General features: G+C 41.7%; 15 protein-coding genes and 1 other annotated feature. Of the genes, 3 read left to right on the top strand and 12 right to left on the bottom strand.

Going from position 1 to position 19,173, the window contains the following annotated elements:
• Together ACTNC6_RS03575 and ACTNC6_RS03570 are read left to right on the top strand one after the other, a co-directional pair.
• Nucleotides 1-633, top strand: coding sequence for a stage V sporulation protein AA (locus ACTNC6_RS03575; RefSeq protein WP_441043257.1), 633 nt, complete (start codon nucleotides 1-3; stop codon nucleotides 631-633).
• A 115-nt stretch (nucleotides 634-748) separates the two neighbouring features.
• On the top strand, nucleotides 749-1,249 hold the full coding sequence (locus ACTNC6_RS03570) for a QueT transporter family protein (protein ID WP_433845309.1): 501 nt from the start codon (nucleotides 749-751) through the stop codon (nucleotides 1,247-1,249).
• A gap of 50 nt (nucleotides 1,250-1,299) precedes the next feature.
• On the opposite strand, the gene ACTNC6_RS03565 is transcribed toward ACTNC6_RS03570, so the two are convergent.
• The 11 genes from ACTNC6_RS03565 to ACTNC6_RS03515 form a co-directional block, all read right to left on the bottom strand.
• On the bottom strand, nucleotides 1,300-2,016 hold the full coding sequence (locus ACTNC6_RS03565) for a SigB/SigF/SigG family RNA polymerase sigma factor (RefSeq protein WP_441032448.1): 717 nt from the start codon (nucleotides 2,014-2,016) through the stop codon (nucleotides 1,300-1,302).
• A 2-nt stretch (nucleotides 2,017-2,018) separates the two neighbouring features.
• Nucleotides 2,019-2,444, bottom strand: a complete 426-nt coding sequence (gene spoIIAB, locus ACTNC6_RS03560; RefSeq protein ID WP_019162514.1) for an anti-sigma F factor — start codon at nucleotides 2,442-2,444, stop codon at nucleotides 2,019-2,021.
• A gap of 21 nt (nucleotides 2,445-2,465) precedes the next feature.
• The gene (locus ACTNC6_RS03555) at nucleotides 2,466-2,780 is read right to left on the bottom strand and encodes an STAS domain-containing protein (RefSeq protein ID WP_173743560.1); all 315 of its coding nucleotides are present in this window, start codon (nucleotides 2,778-2,780) and stop codon (nucleotides 2,466-2,468) included.
• A gap of 125 nt (nucleotides 2,781-2,905) precedes the next feature.
• Entirely contained in the window at nucleotides 2,906-4,252 is a 1,347-nt protein-coding gene (locus ACTNC6_RS03550) for a tetratricopeptide repeat protein (protein WP_441032444.1), read from the bottom strand.
• Nucleotides 4,253-4,262: 10 nt separating this feature from the next.
• Nucleotides 4,263-4,415, bottom strand: a complete 153-nt coding sequence (locus tag ACTNC6_RS03545) for a hypothetical protein (RefSeq protein ID WP_019162517.1) — start codon at nucleotides 4,413-4,415, stop codon at nucleotides 4,263-4,265.
• Complete coding sequence (locus ACTNC6_RS03540; protein WP_441043256.1) at nucleotides 4,412-5,710, bottom strand: bifunctional folylpolyglutamate synthase/dihydrofolate synthase; 1,299 nt, start codon at nucleotides 5,708-5,710, stop codon at nucleotides 4,412-4,414. Before ACTNC6_RS03540 ends, ACTNC6_RS03545 begins: the two co-directional genes overlap by 4 nt.
• Nucleotides 5,711-5,892: 182 nt before the next feature.
• Nucleotides 5,893-7,956 (bottom strand): sulfatase-like hydrolase/transferase, encoded by a 2,064-nt coding sequence (locus tag ACTNC6_RS03535; protein WP_441043255.1) that lies wholly within the window; start codon nucleotides 7,954-7,956, stop codon nucleotides 5,893-5,895.
• A 12-nt stretch (nucleotides 7,957-7,968) separates the two neighbouring features.
• Nucleotides 7,969-10,623, bottom strand: a complete 2,655-nt coding sequence (locus ACTNC6_RS03530; RefSeq protein ID WP_019162520.1) for a valine--tRNA ligase — start codon at nucleotides 10,621-10,623, stop codon at nucleotides 7,969-7,971.
• 100 nt (nucleotides 10,624-10,723) lie between these two features.
• Nucleotides 10,724-10,957 (bottom strand) — a binding site (T-box leader).
• 83 nt (nucleotides 10,958-11,040) lie between these two features.
• A complete protein-coding gene (locus ACTNC6_RS03525) occupies nucleotides 11,041-13,251 on the bottom strand; it encodes a hypothetical protein (RefSeq protein WP_441043254.1) in 2,211 nt (736 codons plus the stop codon).
• A 106-nt stretch (nucleotides 13,252-13,357) separates the two neighbouring features.
• A complete protein-coding gene (locus tag ACTNC6_RS03520; RefSeq protein WP_441043253.1) occupies nucleotides 13,358-15,130 on the bottom strand; it encodes a hypothetical protein in 1,773 nt (590 codons plus the stop codon).
• A gap of 154 nt (nucleotides 15,131-15,284) precedes the next feature.
• Nucleotides 15,285-15,527, bottom strand: coding sequence for a BhlA/UviB family holin-like peptide (locus ACTNC6_RS03515; RefSeq protein WP_441032425.1), 243 nt, complete (start codon nucleotides 15,525-15,527; stop codon nucleotides 15,285-15,287).
• A gap of 240 nt (nucleotides 15,528-15,767) precedes the next feature.
• Between ACTNC6_RS03515 and ACTNC6_RS03510 the strand changes: the two genes are divergently transcribed.
• Nucleotides 15,768-16,295, top strand: a complete 528-nt coding sequence (locus tag ACTNC6_RS03510) for a sigma-70 family RNA polymerase sigma factor (protein WP_441032422.1) — start codon at nucleotides 15,768-15,770, stop codon at nucleotides 16,293-16,295.
• Here ACTNC6_RS03510 and lanM read toward each other — a convergent pair.
• The gene (lanM, locus tag ACTNC6_RS03505; protein ID WP_441043252.1) at nucleotides 16,292-18,970 is read right to left on the bottom strand and encodes a type 2 lanthipeptide synthetase LanM; all 2,679 of its coding nucleotides are present in this window, start codon (nucleotides 18,968-18,970) and stop codon (nucleotides 16,292-16,294) included. The genes ACTNC6_RS03510 and lanM overlap by 4 nt on opposite strands.
• Nucleotides 18,971-19,173: the final 203 nt, after the last annotated feature.

Raw genomic sequence — 19,173 nt, 5'->3', positions numbered from 1 at the left:
ATGAGTGATACCCTCTATCTGCTTCTGGACAAAAACATCCAGACCCTGCACCCCCACATCTATCTGCAGGACATTGCCAGTCTGTCCTGCAGCAACAGCAAACTTCTGAATCGCCTCCGTGTCATGCCTGTGGTAAATCTTCCTCCTGACAAACCGGGACGCTATGTGCTTTCTGTTATGGATCTGATCTCCAAAATCCAGCAAAAAGAACCGGATCTGGAGATCACGCCTATAGGAGAACCTACTTTTATCATCACATACAAAAACAAACCCGGACCCGGACTTTTGTGGGAATGGATCAAAATCCTGTTCGTAGGTCTCTCCACATTTTTCGGCGCTGCCTTTTCCATTATGACCTTCAACAACGATGTAGATGTAGGAAAACTCTTTTCCTCCATCTATACCCAGGTCACCGGCAGGATTTCTGATCATTTTACAATCCTTGAGATTACCTACTCCATTGGTATCGGACTGGGAGTTCTGTTTTTCTTTAATCATTTCGGACATAGGAAACTTACTGCTGATCCCACTCCCATGCAGATACAGATGCGCCTCTATGAAGATAATGTAAACACTACCATTATAGAAGAAGCAGACCGTAGAAAAAATATTGACCCGCTGCCAAATAAGTGATATACTGGCAGGCGCCGGATTTATATGCAATATTCAATAAGGTCCTGCTGATCCGGTAAACCGAGTGTTCGAGACCTTCCACTCGTAAAAAAAATACTAAAGGAGACAATATCATATGAAAAACAAAAGTACTATCTTTCTGGCAGAGGCAGCTGCCATCGGAGCCATCTATGTAGTTCTGACTTTACTGTTCGCACCCTTAAGCTACGGAGAAGTTCAGATCCGTTTCTCAGAGGCCCTGACTATCCTGCCTTATTTCACACCGGCAGCTATACCGGGACTGTTTGTAGGCTGTATCATTGCCAATCTTTTCGGAGGTGCAATTCCTGTAGATATCCTCTTCGGAAGTATTGCCACCCTGATAGGCGCAGTTTTCACCTACAAGCTTCGTAACTGCAGCCGTTTTCTTGCACCGATCCCGCCTATCGCAGCCAATTCCATTATCGTACCCTTCGTACTTCGATTTGGATACGGTGTAAACCTGCCAATTCCTCTGATGATCCTCACAGTAGGTATCGGAGAGGTAGTATCCTGCGCAGTTATAGGCCTGATCCTTCAGACTGCACTGCTCAAATATAAAGGCATTATTTTCAGATCACAGAAATCTGCCTTATAAACACACAAGGAGCTGAAACACTGAACCACCAGTGTCCCAGCTCCTTATTTTTACCCATATTCCTTTTTCAGCTTTTGAAGGATCCTCTTTTCCATTCTGGACACCTGCACCTGGGAAATTCCCATCTTCTCCCCAATCTCCGTCTGCGTCATATCCCTGTAATATCGCATATAAATAAGCTGTCTTTCCTGGGCTTCTAATTTTCCCAGCATTTCATCCAGGAAAATCCTGTTCAAAGCCTGCTCCTGTCCGTTCACCTTCTCCGGCAGCCTGTCCAGCAGGGAGATATCACTTCCCTCACCCTGGCAGATAATTTTCTGAAGAGAATCCACCTCTGCTGCAGCCTCCATGGAAATCACCACAGTCTCTACAGGAAGCTCCAGTGCAGCAGCAATTTCAGCCACCCCTGGCTCCCTTCCCAGCCTTTTCTCCAGCTCTTCTCTGCTTCGGCAGATCCTCACACAGTTTTCCTTAAGACTACGGCTTACCTTCAGGATACCGTCATCCCTAAGGTAACGTTTGATTTCTCCGATGATCATGGGAACTGCATAGGTGGAAAATTTCACCTCAAAGGAAATATCAAAGTGATCAACTGCTTTCAGAAGTCCGATGCTTCCGATCTGAAACAAATCCTCCCTCTCCACCCCTCTTCCCTGAAATCTCTTCACTGTACTGTATATCAGTCCGGTATTTTCTCTGAACAAGGTATCTCTTGCCTCTTTATCTCCCTGGTGTGACCTTTTGATCAGAGCAAGAGTATGATCCATTTCTACCTCCCGATCACTTTTTTCATATGGACAATGGTACCCTTACCTACCTGAGATTCCACCTTGACCTCGTCCATAAACGCCTCCATAAAAGTAAAACCCATTCCTGAACGGTCCTTCTCCGGCTTTGTGGTAAAAAGCGGTTCCATAGCCTGGCGAATATCTGAAATTCCCACTCCCTGATCCTCCACATCCACCCAGAGTGCTTTTTCTGCCAGCCTGCAGGTCAGTCTGATCTTACATACCTTTCCTTCATAGGCATGAATGATGCAGTTGGTCACAGCTTCGGAAACAGCGGTTTTCAGATCCGCCACCTCCTCCAAAGTAGGATTCAGCTGTGTACAGAAAGCCGCCACTGTTACCCTGGCCAATCCCTCGTTCACAGGCGAACTGTCAAATATAAGTTCCATTTCATTGGTATTTTCCATAATAAACTCCTTTCCCCCTTTTCAGGCTTCCCTGCAGATTTCCACAAATTTATACACCCCGGATAAATGCAAAAGCTTCTCAATATAAACACTGACCCCGGTTACCCGGATACAGTTTCCCCTCATCCCCATAGCCCGGTATCTCCCCATGATCATGCCGATTCCTGAGCTGTCCATAAACATTGTCTCCGAAAAATCAAATACCATGGTCCGTATATAATTTTTACGCAATATATTGTCTGATTCCCGCCGGATCTCATCTGCTGCCGGGTGGTCCACTTCTCTGGGCAGGTAAACGGTTAGACAATTTCCCTGAATTTCAAATCTGTTCTTCATATAATCCCCCTGTTTCTGTCCAACGGATAAGATCACGAAAAAAAAGAGACACCCATATTTCTATGTGTATCTCTTTTGTATTTTCGCAATGATCCGTTATTTTCCAATTCATGTATCAGATTCATTTAATACTCGGAATCATCATAATTCCCTTCATCATAGGAGCTGTCATCATAAGAACTGTCGTCATAAGAACCATCTCCACTGTCTGAATAACCCTCACCGGAATCCTCTGCTCCTGTATCTCCTGCACTGTCAGCATTATCCCCGGAGGAATCTGCCTGTCCTGCAGCACTGCTGCTCTCAGATCCGTCTGCACTTTCATCAATACCTGTCACACCGGTATCATTACTGATGGTATTGTAAATACTCTTCAGATCATCCGGCAGTACATTTACATATACATTCTGAAGCTTCAGGGCAGCCTCATCCATATTTTGCTGCTTATAGGCAGCATAGGCTTCCAGAAGGGCCTGATAGGTGCTGCTCTTTTTCTGCTCCTGTGCGATCTGGGCGGAAGCTGCCTCCACCGTATCATCTGACTCTTTCACCTGGCTCTGTGCTTTTGTAAGCTCTGCTCCCTGGCTGGATACTGCATCACTGTAACTGACGATCTGCTGATTGGCTTCTCTGTAAATCCTCTGCCTGATGGCCGGTACAACCAGCAGATAAAAGGCCAGCAGACCAGCTGCAAAACCAGCCACCAGAGTAAAAAACAAAGAAACTCTGGATCGTTCCCTGTAAGCAGGTGCCTGGACCATCATCTCCGGTCCCATTCCTGCTTTCTCACTGCCAGTCTCATCCCCATTCCTGAAAAGTCCCTTATTCTGACGTCCAAGCTTTGTGGAAACTCCTGTCTGTTCCTCAATTTCTTTCAGGAAGCGCAGGGTCGTTGTATTCGTCTGATCGATCCTGGCTGCCTTCTTCAGGGTTCTTCTGGCTTTGTTGTATTCTCCTTCCTTGATTCTGATCAGGGCAAGCAAATGATATCCCTTGATCAGCTTTGGATTCTGGGAAAGTATCTTCTTCAGCCGTATGGCTGCCATATCCTCATGGCCCTCTCTGCACAGATTCAGGGCCTCATTATATTTTCGTATTGTCTCATTGATCACCTCAAGCTTATTGGAATTAGCCTGAAGCTTATTAATATATTCCGAAGCCAGATTACGGCTGGGCTGCAGATTCTTGCTGATCACCCACTCACTGAGGGCAGCTACCACCTCACCTGTCTCAAAATATACCAGTCCCAGCAGATTCCTTGCCTGAATATTGTACTTACTGTAAATCAGGCTCTGCTTCAGACAGCTGATCGCCCCTGACAGATCACGGACACTGGCTTTCTCCAGGCCCAGGTTATAATACTGCCTGGAAAGATAATCCGCCTTTTTCTGGATCAGTACATTACATCCGCAGTGCGGACAGTAATCCAGGTCCCTGTCTGTCAGGAACGCACCACAATTCATACAGTTCATCTGTTTCTCCTTATTTCGCCCTTCTGCCGCTTTTCGCTTCCCTCAGGACTTCCTGAAGTACATCCAGGATATCCGTCAGTTCTCTGTCATATATGGCACCCTCAGCATCTGTCACATCCAGACAGGGCTCAAATTTCTTAAGTTCCTCTTCATAATCTATCATTTTTTATTTCTCCTGATCACATCTTTAATCTCGCCCACCAGGTACAGAGAACCTACACAGAACAACATGCCCTTCTCTCCACGTAGCTGCAGTGCTTTCGCAAAAGCCTCCTCCAGATCAGGAACAGCCTCCACACAGTCACAGCCTGCGTTCTCAAACAACCGGGCAAAATCCTCTGCAGGCACCTGGCGGTAGCCTCCCACTGAAGTCACTACCACATGCTCAAAGTGAATCCTGTCACAGATCGTTTGTATCATATCCCGGTAATCCTTATCATCTACTGCGGAAAAAAGCAGTGTCAGAGGATATTCCTGCTGAAAATGCTCTGCAGTCTCTACAAATTTCTCCACACCGTCCTCATTGTGGGCACCATCTACGATCACACCCGGCAGAACTGTCTCCATACGTCCCTGCCAGCGGGTCCTTCTGATTCCCTCCTGCAGCCTATCCATGGAAACAGGAATTTCTTTTCTCAGAACCTCCATGGTTTTCAGGGCCAGGGCACTGTTCATCACCTGATACCTTGCAATAAACGGGATGGAAAAGACCGTATCCCCATAATAATCATTTCGGAATGAAAAATCAATGCCTGCAGAAGTATTTCTCACAATTTCCGTATCTTCCCTCTTTACCTCATACCAGGGACTTCCCAGCTTCCTGGCAGTCTCTCTGATCACTTCCGCTGCATCAGGAGCATTCCCGTCAAAAATCACCGGCACTCCCGGCACAATGATCCCGGCCTTCTCTCCTGCGATCTTTGCCACAGTATCTCCCAGATACTGCATATGATCCAGACTGATAGAGGTGATCACACAGGCCACCGGATTCTCCACAGCAGTGGTAGCATCCAGTCTTCCACCAAGCCCAGTCTCCAGTGTTACGTAATCCACACCGGCTTCTGCAAAGATCAGCATTCCCATGAGAAACAGCATCTCAAAATAGGTAGGATGATAGCTTCCCTCTGCCACCAGTTCATCTGCCAGTGCCTTCACCTTATGAAAGGCCTTCAGAAATGTATCATTATCAATATTCACCTCATTGATCTGAAAACGTTCATTGATCTCCACCAGATGGGGAGAGGTAAACAGACCGCAGGAATATCCGGCCTCTCTGAGGATGGAAGTAAGAAAAGCACAGGTACTTCCCTTTCCATTGGTTCCTGCCACATGGATCACCTTAAATTTGTCCTGTGGACTGCCAAGTCTCCTCAGGCATTCCTTCGTATGCTCCAGACTGTTTTTCTTTGTAAATTTGGGAGTTTCATCAATATAAGCAACCGCTTCTTCGTATGTCATAAAAAATCCACCACTTATTATATAATGTTTAGTTATCTTTCGTATAATCCACAACAGACTTTTTCCTGTGGCTTATACCAATTAGTTACTCTAACATTATATAATAGTGATGGAATATGTCCAGTACCAATCGTAATATTTTATCCGACAAAATCTGTAAACAGTAACTCTGATTTTAAAGTTTAGCTGTCTGTATCAGAAATCTCTGTATCTGCACTGTCCGTATCAGATTCTGTATCCAGCTTCCATGGATTCTGTGCATACAGAGCATAACAGGACCGGTCATAGCTCTTACTCAACGGCTTTCTGGTAGAACTGTTGCTTCGCTGGATCACCGCCAGCCTGTCAAAATCATTAAGCTGGGTTCCTGTGATCATCAGTGTGGTGGGGTTCAGATAAACCGTATCATACCACTCTCCGTTCAGCTTAACCTCACTGGAAGGAGTAAACTCTGTTCCCTTGATATAATAGGTATAATCAGTATCCGAAATACACCGGATGGAATCCAGAGTGGTATCATAAATACCCATCCGCATTTTGGTGCGCAGATAAGGGCTTTCTCCGGTCTCCCCGTAAGAATATCTCTTTCCATAAAGCAGGTCGTACTGCAAGGTTTCCAGATCCACCTGATAATTCTTTGTATTTCTTCTTGCCTGATGATAGCGGAAAATGGTTCCCTCATGGATGCCAACCCGGTCCATGACCTCTGCAGCCATCTGGTAGGCAGCCAGATTTTCTTTTTTCTTCTTCAGGCCAAAATTATCCCACATTACATATTCTGTCTGGAACAGATATTTATTATCCAGATCCTCCACAGTCAGTCCCATAGTAGGCAGATGGTCCCCATACATAACCAGAACCACATCCTCCGGATAATCAGCCAGCTTATCTGTGAGATCCTTTACAAAATTATCCATCTCATGGATTTCATTCACATAGTATTCCCACTTATTATTTTCCTCTTCCGTAGGCGCACCGGAAACCGTGATCTCCGGGTCCTCCAGAATCTGCTCATCCGGATAAGCACCATGGCCCTGAACGGAAATCGTATACACATAATCCGGTCCTTCTGTGGAATCCAGGCATTTCAGGATTTCATCTGTAAGAACTGCATCCTTCACCCACCCATTAGGGTTTTTCTCATTTTCCCGCGCCATATACTCCTCGGAAGTAAAGGTGTCAAAGCCCAGATTTGGGAAAATAGACCTTCTGCCATAGAAGTTTGCCTCATTATTGTGTACTGCATGGGTGCTATACCCCAGATTCTTCAGTACATAAGGGGCACTCTCGCAGGTTGTCTCTCTCAGGATACTCTTATAGGGATATTCACCGGGGCCAAAATAATGCATGCTCATACCGGTGATGGATTCAAACTCTGTATTTGCAGTTCCTGCTCCTACAGAAGGAACCTTATAATATCCGGAAGAATAGTCCTCCATCAGTTTCCGGAAGGTAGGGATCGGATCCTCAGAAATATCCAGATACTTCACCAGGGTAGGATCAAAGAAGGATTCCAGCTGGAGGAAAAGAATATTCGGTTTTTTCTCTTCCTGAGTCTCCAGCAGGTTCTTCTCTGTTTTCTCGATCCGTTTGATCTCATACTCAGAATAATCCCTGGGACAACTGATTCCTGTGTTAAAGATCGTAGTTGCCAGACAGTAGGGATATCCATAATCCTCATATGCAAAGGCAATGTTTCCAAAATAGTTGGAAAGCACCCTCTTCTCCAGTGCCAGCTGTGTGCTTCCTGCAAAAAGAGCTGCAGCCACAAGGATCAGAGGAATATTATAACGGTACTTTATCTTGTTTTGATACTTCGGTCCTTTGATAAAAAGAATCAACAGTAAAATAACAAAGATCCCGAACAGGATGCCGACTGCCACAACACCTGCAGCAGGCAGGTATTTGTTGGCAATCTTCAAAGCATCTGTAATCAGATGCAGGTCCGGTCCGGTAAAGGGTGTAACACGGTTCAGCAGGAGAACACCGTTGATAATAGCCAGTATCAGCCAGAACAGCGTAACCAGTACTCTCCAGAACACCCTTCTGTGAAACAGATAAACAATCAGTGACGAGGTAAAAATAAATGCGGTATTATAGGCAAAAACCAAAGGCTTCTGTGTCATATAATTCCATGCTTCTACGAACGAGTGACGACAAATTGCTTCCATAATAAAATATCCCACAGCACTTGCCAGTGCATGCAAAAGAAGGGAAATTTTATTACAAATCCTGTATAATTTCATCTAAGCACTCCCTTATTTCTGTAACTGCTCTAACTGTCCTTTAACCTTATCCATCATTTCTTTGTATTTTGCAAGCTTGTCCTTCTCCGCATCCACCTTGGCAGCAGGTGCCTTGTTTACGAAGTTTGGATTATTCAGCATACCTTCGCATCTTGCAATCTCTTTTGTGAGACGTTCTGTTTCTTTTGTAAGACGCTCAATCTCTTTGTCCTTGTCAATCAGGTCTTCCAACGGCATATATACAACCGCATTGGAAACAACTACGGAAACTGCATCCTCGCTGATTCCATTCTTGTCTGTCTGTACCAGGATCTCTTTTGCAAATGCAAGATTTACAAAGGATTTCTTGCTGTTTTCATACATTGCTGCTGTATCAGCATCCTTTGCCACAATATGCAGGCTTGTCTTGCGGTTGTTTGGAACGTTCATCTCTGTTCTGGTATTACGGATACCTCTTACAACCTCTTTGAAGCCCTCGATTGCTTTCTCAGCATCCGGGAAGTTTCTCTCTTCTCTGTATACAGGCCATTCGGAGATCATGATAGACTCTTCTTCCGGAAGAAGTGTGCAGTAGATTTCCTCTGTGATAAACGGCATATATGGATGAAGAAGCTTCAGACCTTCTGTCAATGCTGTTCTTAATGTCCACAGTGCATCATTTGCAGCCTTCGGATCTTCCTCTGCCTTCCACAGACGAACCTTTGCCATCTCAATATACCAGTCGCAAAGCTCATCCCACAGGAAGTCATAAACCTTCTGTACTGCAATGCCAAGCTCATATTTTTCCATGTTCTCTGTAGCTTCGCGGATCACTGTATTTAAGTGAGACAGAATCCATTTATCCTCTGCACAGAGATCATTTAAGTTCTCCGGCTCTGTCACTGTCTTGCCTTCCAGATTCATCATAATGAAACGGGAAGCATTCCAGATCTTGTTTGCAAAGTTACGGCTTGATTCTACCTTTTCCCAGTAGAAACGCATATCATTTCCAGGTGCATTACCTGTCATCAGAGTAAGACGAAGTGCATCTGCGCCGTATTTATCAATAACTTCCAGAGGGTCGATACCATTTCCAAGAGACTTACTCATCTTACGTCCCTGGGAGTCACGTACCAGACCATGAATCAGTACATGGTGGAACGGAACTTCTCCTGTCTGCTCCAGAGCAGAGAATACCATACGGATAACCCAGAAAAAGATAATGTCATATCCTGTAACCAGTACGTCTGTGGGATAGAAATATTCCAGTTCCGGTGTTTTCTCCGGCCAGCCAAGTGTGGAGAATGGCCATAATGCAGAACTAAACCAGGTATCCAGTGTATCCTCATCCTGATGAAGATGTGTGCATCCGCATTTAGGGCATTTCTCTGGCATTTCTCTGGCAACAACTACTTCACCGCACTCATCACAGTAATAAGCCGGGATTCTATGTCCCCACCATAACTGTCTGGAAATACACCAGTCACGGATATTCTCAAGCCAGTGCAGATATGTCTTGTCAAAACGGGACGGAACGAATTTCAGATCTCCGTCATCCAGAGCTTTGATCGCTGCCTTTGCCATCTCGTCCATCTTTACAAACCACTGTGGCTTGATCATAGGCTCTACGGTTGTGCCGCAGCGGTCATGGGTTCCAACGCTGTGGTTGTGAGGAACTACTTTTACCAGAAGTCCAAGCTCTTCCAGATCTGCTACCATTGCCTTACGTGCTTCATAACGGTCCATACCGGCGTATTTTCCGCCAAGTTCGTTGATGGTCGCATCGTCATTCATAATGTTGATCTCTTCCAGATTGTGACGGCGTCCAACCTCGAAGTCGTTAGGGTCATGGGCAGGTGTGATCTTTACACATCCTGTTCCGAATTCCTTGTCTACATATTCATCGGCAATCACCGGGATTTCTCTGTCTGTGAGAGGAAGCTTCAGCATCTTGCCGATAAGATCTTTGTAACGCTCATCTTCCGGGTTTACGGCAACAGCAGTATCACCCAGCAGAGTTTCCGGACGTGTAGTTGCGATCTCTACGAAACGTCCCTCTTCCCCTACGATCGGGTAATTGATGTGCCAGAAAAATCCGTCCTGATCCTCATGCTCAACCTCTGCATCAGAGATGGAAGTCTGGCATACAGGACACCAGTTAATGATTCTGGAACCTTTGTAGATATAGCCTTTTTCATATAATTTGATAAATACTTCCTGTACTGCTTTGGAACATCCCTCATCCATTGTGAAACGTTCTCTCTCCCAGTCTGCGGAAGCACCCAATTTCTTTAACTGATTAATGATCTTTCCGCCGTACTCCTCTTTCCATGCCCACGCATGTTTTAAGAATTCCTCACGGCCGATATCGTGTTTGTCGATACCTTCTTTTTTCAGCTTGTCGATAACCTTAACCTCTGTAGCGATAGCTGCATGGTCAGTTCCCGGCTGCCATAATGCTTCATAGCCCTGCATTCTCTTGAAACGGATCAGGATATCCTGCATAGTTTCATCCAGTGCATGTCCCATGTGAAGCTGTCCGGTTACGTTTGGCGGCGGCATAACAATAGTAAACGGTTTCTTGTCCGGATTTACTTTTGCATGGAAATATCCATTGTCCATCCATTTTGTGTAAAGACGCTCTTCGATTCCCTTAGGATCGTAAGTTTTTGCAAGTTCTTTGCTCATAATGTCCTCCTGATATTCTATATCTTTAATAAAAGCATCTGCGGATTACTCCGCTGTAAGCAGTCAACGATAAAAAACGCCCTTTACACGCATTATACGTGCAAAGGGCGACATAGATCGCGGTACCACCTTAGTTTATCTCTCATTCCCTTAACGCGGGATACGTGAAAGCCTACCATGGGCGTATATGAATCTCAACACTATCATACCACTCACTTCAGCCTCCCGGCTCCAAAGCTACCTTCAGCGCTTCTGTTCCCGGGAAACCTTCCAGCTTATAAGCTTCCCTCTCTGTGGGGCATTACCGCCTACTCCTCTTTTTCACAGCCTTTTTCTGGATTCTACTATAATGAAAAAAGGCTTTCTTGTCAAGAATGTTTCTCCGGATTTCACAATTTTATCAGGCATCACTGCTGATCAGGACTTTCTTTGGTGCACCCGACATCTTTTTTTGATTTCTACTTTCTGTACTTTAGACCAGTCTCCATATTCCAGCCTGCCATTAGCTTTTTTCTTATATCCCCGGCAATACAGATAATATTTTCCTTTCTGAATGTGCTTAAGCGTCATGTAGGTATCCGTTTTTACATTTTTTAACTTTTTTTCTGCTGCAAATTTTTGTTTTGCAAGATTTTTCCTGTCAGATACCAATACACATTGATATCCCTGCGCTTGTGCAGAGGCTTCTGCTATACAAACCCTAACTATATTACTGTTGTCATATGTTCTGGCTTTCCCCAGCAGCGGTGCATTAAGTTTTTTATATGCGGCAATTTTTATCGGCATTTTTACTGTTGTATCCAGATGGTCGCCATTTGTTTCAGGATCATCAAATATCAATTCTCCCATAACTACAAATTTCTGTGCTTTTTTACAGTTTTTCTGATAAGCACAGTGTTTAACATCCCATTTCACATCTACAGCAAAAGTTGTTTTTTTCTCGGCTCCATAAACATGTATATATTCGGGCAGACCTAATCCTTCCTGTGTTTTTTTCACACCATTTACATGTTTTATTGTCTGTAGTTCAGAAGGTACTACTCCGCAAAAGTATTGATCACTTACCTCAAAACGATAGTATATTGATTTACAGAACATTTTTCCTTCTGAATTCTCTCCCATAACCTTAAGTTCAAGGGAATGCCAGCCCGTGGGCAGATTTTCTTTTGGCTGCACATTTATGGTAACTGTTTCTCCTGCTTTTAATGTTCTTGTGGATGGCATACTTATTGTAAACTCAGTACTGTTTTTATCTATATACAGAGTCATATCTTCCTGACTGACATTTTTCACTTCCATAGATAAGGCTTTAGGCAGTGTATCATATTTCCATATCTTCGTTCCAAAATCTGTCTTGTCTGCTGTGACCTGAAGATACTCTGTCTTGTCCGGTTTCTCTCTGTCCATCTTTATATGTATTGGATATCTGCTTCCGTCATTTGCACAAAGATAAACCACTTCATCATAAACTCCGTATTCCTGTTTGGGCATGATCATAAGCCTCTCCTGCTGCCCTGGCTTCAAATCTTTCAGCTTAATCTGTCCCGGGTCAATTTCATTCAGTCCTTCCTCATCCATAAATACGAAATGTCTCAGTTCTGAAGCATCTACTGTAACCGTAGTATCTTTCTGTCCGGTAACTCTGAAATATATTCCTTTCGGCCAGTCTTCCCAGCTCTCCTCATCCTCTGTAAACCAAATCCTGTCATATTCCGGCTTTAAATCATAATCCCTGTCCGAAGATGGTCCTATGGTCAGCTTCAGATTTATGTCACAGGATGCGCCTTCTTCTGTATGAACTGTTACTGTTTCTTCATATGTTCCCCGTGGGAGCTGCTTCTGAAGGCTCACTTCCACCCACAAATAGGTGTGCGTTTCAACCGCTTCCCGGTCACTTACTTTACATTTGAAATAAGTCCCTTCTATTGTTTCATATACCGGATGCAAGGTTTGGGTTCCTGTGTTGATCAGAGGTACTTTTCCTGAATAATCGCTGCTTTGACTTTCCGGAATTACTCCCAAGTCCTCATTCGAATCCAGTTTCGCCTGATCATAATTATCCAGAAGCTCCAGTCTGTAAGGAACCTCCTCTCTTTCCCTGCTTCTAATCTGAAAAGAAATGTTTTTATATACAATCAGTTCTCCGTTATCCGCCTGAACTCCAAAGGAATAATACCCCATTCTCTTCGGCATTCCACTGAGCACTCCATCTTCGGAAAAAGTAAAACCATCCGGCAGCTTATTCTCTCCGCACAATTTCCACTTCACAGGCATTTCACTGTCAGACTTCAGTTGTACAGAATAAAATTTATCTACATGACCGTATTCCAGTTTATCCGTCAAAATAGAAAATACTTCTGAGGGATTATCTTTTGTTTCATCGTTTTCTGCATCTGCATTAAATACTTCAGATGAATCTGTTAAATTTCCTGTATTTTCATTATCACTTACTGCATCATCCGCTATTTCCACATCCTCTGTATCCATCGTACTGTCACCATCTGTCAGCTCAGTCTGTCCGTCAGAAAATACAGTGATATCCGTCTCAGAAGCCCAGGCATAAGATGGCATTGTTGCTGTTATTGCAGCGCAAAGCAAACATGCTGTTATGGTTTTATAACTTTTCATTTTCTTCCTCCCTTGTATAATTATTGTAATTGTAATACTAATACCCCAAAAATCAAGAAATATCCACAATCAAAAGTAAAATGTTATTAAATGTCCCTAAATTGTTTTATTCAAAAATTAACGTCTTCAACACTTCAAATGTATCTTTTTGCACTTCATTTTTTACTTGAAAATTCCCACATATAGCCATCTGTTTTTTACCTGAAATAATATCCATAGATTCTATTTCATAATTTTTATAAGTTTCACTTTTATCAAGCAAAATTGCAAAGTCAGGTCTGACAACACCCCCTTGTTTAAGTGCATATTCAATTTGTTCTTTTGATATATGAAAGATTATAGCCTTATTTTTTAATCCATTAAAACTAGTTACTGGAACAAACATTCCATAAATGCTATTATAAAAAATATCCTGTAACGTTTCTCCTGTTTTTCGTCCAAATTCCAATTTAAATGCATTTTGTACGATATTCATTGTTGTATTTTCGAAAATAGCAATATCAAAGGGTATTGTATTATCAGCATTTTCTCTTTCATCATAAACCTTTTGGTTCATCAAAAGAATTTCACATCTGCTTGTCTCTTTCTTGTATAATGCAATTCCATACTGCGGTTTTCCACTATCATAAATCTTTAAAACTTTACCGTTTTTATCTACAACATAAATATTCTTTTTTATATTGTTCTTGTCTGATTTATCATATCCACAAATATACAAATGTTTATCATTTGAATTATACATCATTCCATTACAATGATATAAACAATCTTTATCTTTATAGACCGCCACTTTAGTTGCTCTTATACTTTCAAGATTTGAAGTACTCATAAGCACCGCATGTTCGTTCTGGCTGTCACATTTCAAACAATACGCTTTTCCACTCTCATCAATTGCCATACTTTCCAAATTTTTACATTGTATATTGTCGACAACTTCATCTGGAATCAGCGCCCCAGTCTTTGTTGCCCCTTTAAAATAAAAATAACCATTCTCAAATTCATTCTTACCTGAATCTACTTTTGTAAAGGTCACACCTGCCTGGTAGGTCACGCGGTCTGTGTCAATAGTGTTACTGCCGGTTCCAATCACATTGGAAAGTTCCCACATATTATTTTTGTACAGAGCAATTCCCTCAAAATTAAACTGTCTATACTTCGTTGTGTCAAAATCAGCCTGAAAAACTGCATAAGGACTGTACACTGTATTTGCTTTGTAATCTGCTGCACGCACAAGCAAAATACGATTTTTACACTGGCTGTAGTCTGAAATATAATGGTTGGCCAAAATAAATATTCCATAATTCACATCAAAATAAATTCCGTTAGCCTTAGTATATTCTGTAGCATCATTGGCAGTTACCGTAAATTTTCTCTGCTCATTCTGACCAAATTCTGCCAGAGTACCTCTGGCAAACTTTAATATAGCTGGTACTTTAGAGTCAAGATATTCCATCATTAAAAACTCACTTCCCACATAAGAAGCAATTCCCACATAAGTTTTATCCAGTGGAGTATAACTGCGGATATTCCCATTCAAATCCATAGCAAGAACCCCTGACTCTGTACTGCTCTTTTTACATGTTAAATATAGTATATTTCCTTTTACCGTCATTCCATATACAAAATAATCAATCACTTTCACGACAACCCTGCTGATCTCTGCAGTACCTGTAAAATCAGCAGCCTTATATACAGTGCTCTTATACACATTCTGAGAGTTTACCCGCTTATGTGTTTTTACCCAATACATAGTATTTCCTACAATTGCCATTGCTGCCGCATTATTATACGCAGATGCATTTTTTTCATCCGGAACCTGCGCACATAGTTTACTTCCACAATTAATTCGTAACTCTTTTTCTGACATTGTACCTGACATTTTGGTTTCCTCCTGAAATATAGATATATTATTTTAGAATTTGCAAATTCTATATCATAAGGAGTATTCCTTATCCGCATCTGTAAACCAAAATGAAAAAAGTCTCCCTGCCCTTTTGCGACTGAGAGACTTTTTTCATTCATGTAACTCTTATTTAATCTGATTGTTCATTTTTCCCCAGCAGATTGTTCTTAATCTCCTTCAGATCACTCTGCACCTGGGTCAGAAGCTGGAACTTTTCTGTGAGTCTTTCGATTACTGTCTGATAATTTTTCTCACGCTCTTCCTGTTTGGCATCACGCTTTTCATTCGATTTCACTATATAAATCAGCAAAAAAACCGCCAACACAGCCCAGATTCCCTGGGATACCGCTGTTTCCATAACCGTTGACTCCATAACTTTCCATTCCTCCCTTCCTCTTTTTTGAATCCCGGGATTCAGTCTATAAGGACAGGAGAATTTTCTGTCTGTCAACTTGGTACCCTTTAAAATCCGATTTATCCAGACCTGCTTCACTTTCTCTCAGTTTTTCTACAATACATATTACTGTTCACTTCATTGGCAAACACTTTTTTCTCTTTTCAGGTTTCTGATTTCATTTCTTTCCACTACTTCCCCTAAAAAGGAGGTAGCACAATGAAATCATTATTACAACTAATCCACGATTACCAAGACGGAGAACCCAATTCCTCTGAAGCCATTCTGAAACGTATGGAACCACTTATCAGAAGTTATTCCTCCAGAATCCATTGTATGGAATACGAGGACGCTTCACAAGAACTATATCTGGCACTGCTGAAATCTCTTCCTTATCTGAATCCCAACTTCTCAGAAGGAGAATGCGTAACATATATGAAAACTGCGGTAGAAAATCGTTATCGCTCCCTTTGTCACTACTATCTTTCTCAACCGCCCAGAGAAAATATATCTGACTACACCGACACCCTAAAATCGCCCGATTTTTTTGATGATACATACACAGATGTTGCTGCATATATCCATTCTTATCCAAAAGAAAGCATGGATTACAAAATCCTCTTCCTATATTTCTACCAAAATAAAACGGACTCTGAAATTGCCAGGATTCTAAGCGTATCTCGTCAGTACATCAATCGCAGAAAAAAGAAACTTCTGCTGCAATATGTTACAGAACATCCGAATTAATAAAACTCTCCGTCACTATTTTGAGACAACAAAAAGAACATTCCCACTCCGGTTATCCCATTCATCAGTGCCGGATTCAACCGTTCTGTTACCAACAAACTTTGCTCATCCTTTAGATATCCTGTCAAACGCACTATTTCTTTTTTATATTCTACATTCAGCTTTCTGTCCGGATATTTCTGCAGATATCTCTGCATGATCAACAGGTTTCCTGCCATTCCATGGCACAAACATATCTTTGAATCTGTTTTCTGGTAAAATAATGCTTGTGCAGCACGTTTAATATCTTTATTCACCTGTTCATCTGCTGGAAGCATATCCACCAGTTTTAACCGTACAAGTAAGATTCCCGGTGCCCCATGACACCAGCCATTCATAATGCGTTCACCGGAAGATTCCCTCATATCCAGCCAGTTTTTCTTCTCCTCTGAATAAAGTGCATCCTCATATGCCAGCAATCTATGAATTTTGTCCAGATAATCCGGTTTCTTTGTTATTTTATAAAGATCAGCATATGCCATAAGAAATCCACTGTTTCCATGAGCCATCCCTGCAAGTGGGACTTCCAGATTCTCAGGTTTCCATCCATACCCAGAACCTGTCTCCTGGCCTTTTGCCCACAGCCCGCTTTCTATATCAACTGCATATTCAAGGTATTTCTCTTCACCTGTTATTTCATAAAGCCTTACAGACACTATAATTGCACCTGCATTTCCGCTTAGAAGATCCATAAATTTATCTTCTGAGAGAAATCTCAGAACCACCTCAAAATGCTTCCTGGCCCAGGAAATCCATTCCTGATTTCCTGTAATCTCATACAGCAACAAATAGCAATATATCACAGAGCTTTCTCCATCATATAACCCGGTACGTCCAATTTTCTCTGCCTTTATTTCTTGATACCGCCTCTCTGTATACTTTTTCATTTTGTTCAGCGTCAATTCATATATTCGGCTGATTTTACAATTGTCTCCCCCATAGATCTGTATATACTTTGCCAGAAATATAGTGATTCCTGCAATTCCATCATAAATATACATTCCACAGGGTTCCAGACTCCAATAACCATTCTCCCAGAAATGCAGGGCGGCCCAGCTGATATCCTCATCCTCGATAACCGCATTTCTAATCAGCCAGTTAACAATCTTTTGAATCTGGACTTCTATTTCTCTTCCCAGTGATATGTCATCTATGGTTTCATGCTTCTGCTCTTTTCCTGGATTTCCAATATATCCTTTATTAAGTAGTCCCATGGACAAACGAATATAATCACACTGTCTCTCCATATCCTCAATGCTTATCTGTTTCATATGCTCTATCCAAGATTCATAGGGTGTACAAGGCAGATAGCCGGTATGTTCCACACCATCCCCATCAAATATGGATGTACTGTGCGCATCAATCTCAAAATAAGGAATATTCAGTTCTAACAAACTTTCGATTTCATAATCCCTGAGTTCCTGCTGAAGCTGAGTTTCTCCATCTTTGTGCATAACCTGAAGCAGTTTCTTACGCTGTTCCCTGCTTTCCATATAATCCGGATGAAAGGATGCAAACAGATACATATAATATTGCTGGGTATGCCGCAGAACTACCCGAGACTTACCATAATAGAATTTCTCCAACATGGCTTTTATTTTCTCATCCTTCATCATTTCCAGATAAGCTGCCCGAAATCCCTGAACCAGATATTCTGTATACTCTGCTGAATTCACCGCCTCTCCATTTAATCTGACAATACACTCCTCCATTTCAAATTCCACCTGCTCATATTCTATATGAATATTTGAGGTTTTATCATCCTTTACCACAGGTACTTTAAAGGGCGTCCGTATTTTCCCGTTCATATTCATGGCACTTATAAGTACTCTGTTGTTTCCTCTGCCCCAGGTGAGAACCGGGAGCATACCTGTTCGCATTACTGAAGTTACAATTTTCTCTCTAAGACTGGTTTCTGCTTTATCTTTCGTACTACTTCTATCAAAATGTGGAATAAATCCGGGATAGGTTTCCATATCTATAATCACAGGATACTCTCCATGAGCAATAATATTCTCTCCATGAAGGTCTGTTGCCCCCAGCGAATATGCCAGAAACAGATGGATTCCCATCCTATAATAATATCGTTTTATCTCCTCCCTTGTTTTGCATGATTCATTTTCAATATTTTCTTCCCAGCCATAATTGGACCGGGATAAATATTTTATTTTTTTATTGTGTATCCCCTTTCTTTCGCATAAATATCCATATATTTTTTGGTACTGTATATTCCTTTCCAGGCAATAAGTTTTATAATATATACTCCCAGAATTCAAATTAACTTTCGAAACACTACCTGTTCCTTTATGCCAGTCACCTTTGCATATTTCAACTTGTTTAATATTTGTGCTTAAAATTGTAAACCAAATTAAATTTATAATCTTTTTATCTTTCTCATAGTTGCTCTTAATTATCTTATTTTCCCACATCAACATACGATATTGAAGTTTATATAGTCTATATAATTCAGGATATTTTTCAAACATTTTTTCATAATATTCTTTATTATAAAGATATTGTGTCTTATAATAGTGTTCTTTTTTTTCACATTTTTCTTTAATTCTTCCTTCTTTTTTAGCTATGAAAATATCATAAATATGAATACGGATAAATATCCATTTTGAATAACTATTCATTATATTCTTTAACAGCAAAATACACTGTTCCATGAACCACCCAATGAATACATTCCTTCCGTCTTATCATTTGGTTCATCCATTTTCTCTATTTCTTCTAATTCACTCTCAATTGTTAGCTTCCAGCGATTTTTCTACCTCGAACAAAATTGGGTGAATTAGAAGTAAAAATAGCCCGTATTTCTGCGGTTTTTCTTGCAGAG

The sequence above is a fragment of the Blautia sp. HCP3S3_C4 genome, assembly GCF_052064095.1.
In the GTDB taxonomy this organism is placed as follows: Bacteria; Bacillota; Clostridia; order Lachnospirales; family Lachnospiraceae; genus Blautia_A.
The sequence above is the reverse complement of the archived record's forward strand: the minus strand, read 5'-3'. Positions and strand labels throughout refer to the sequence as shown.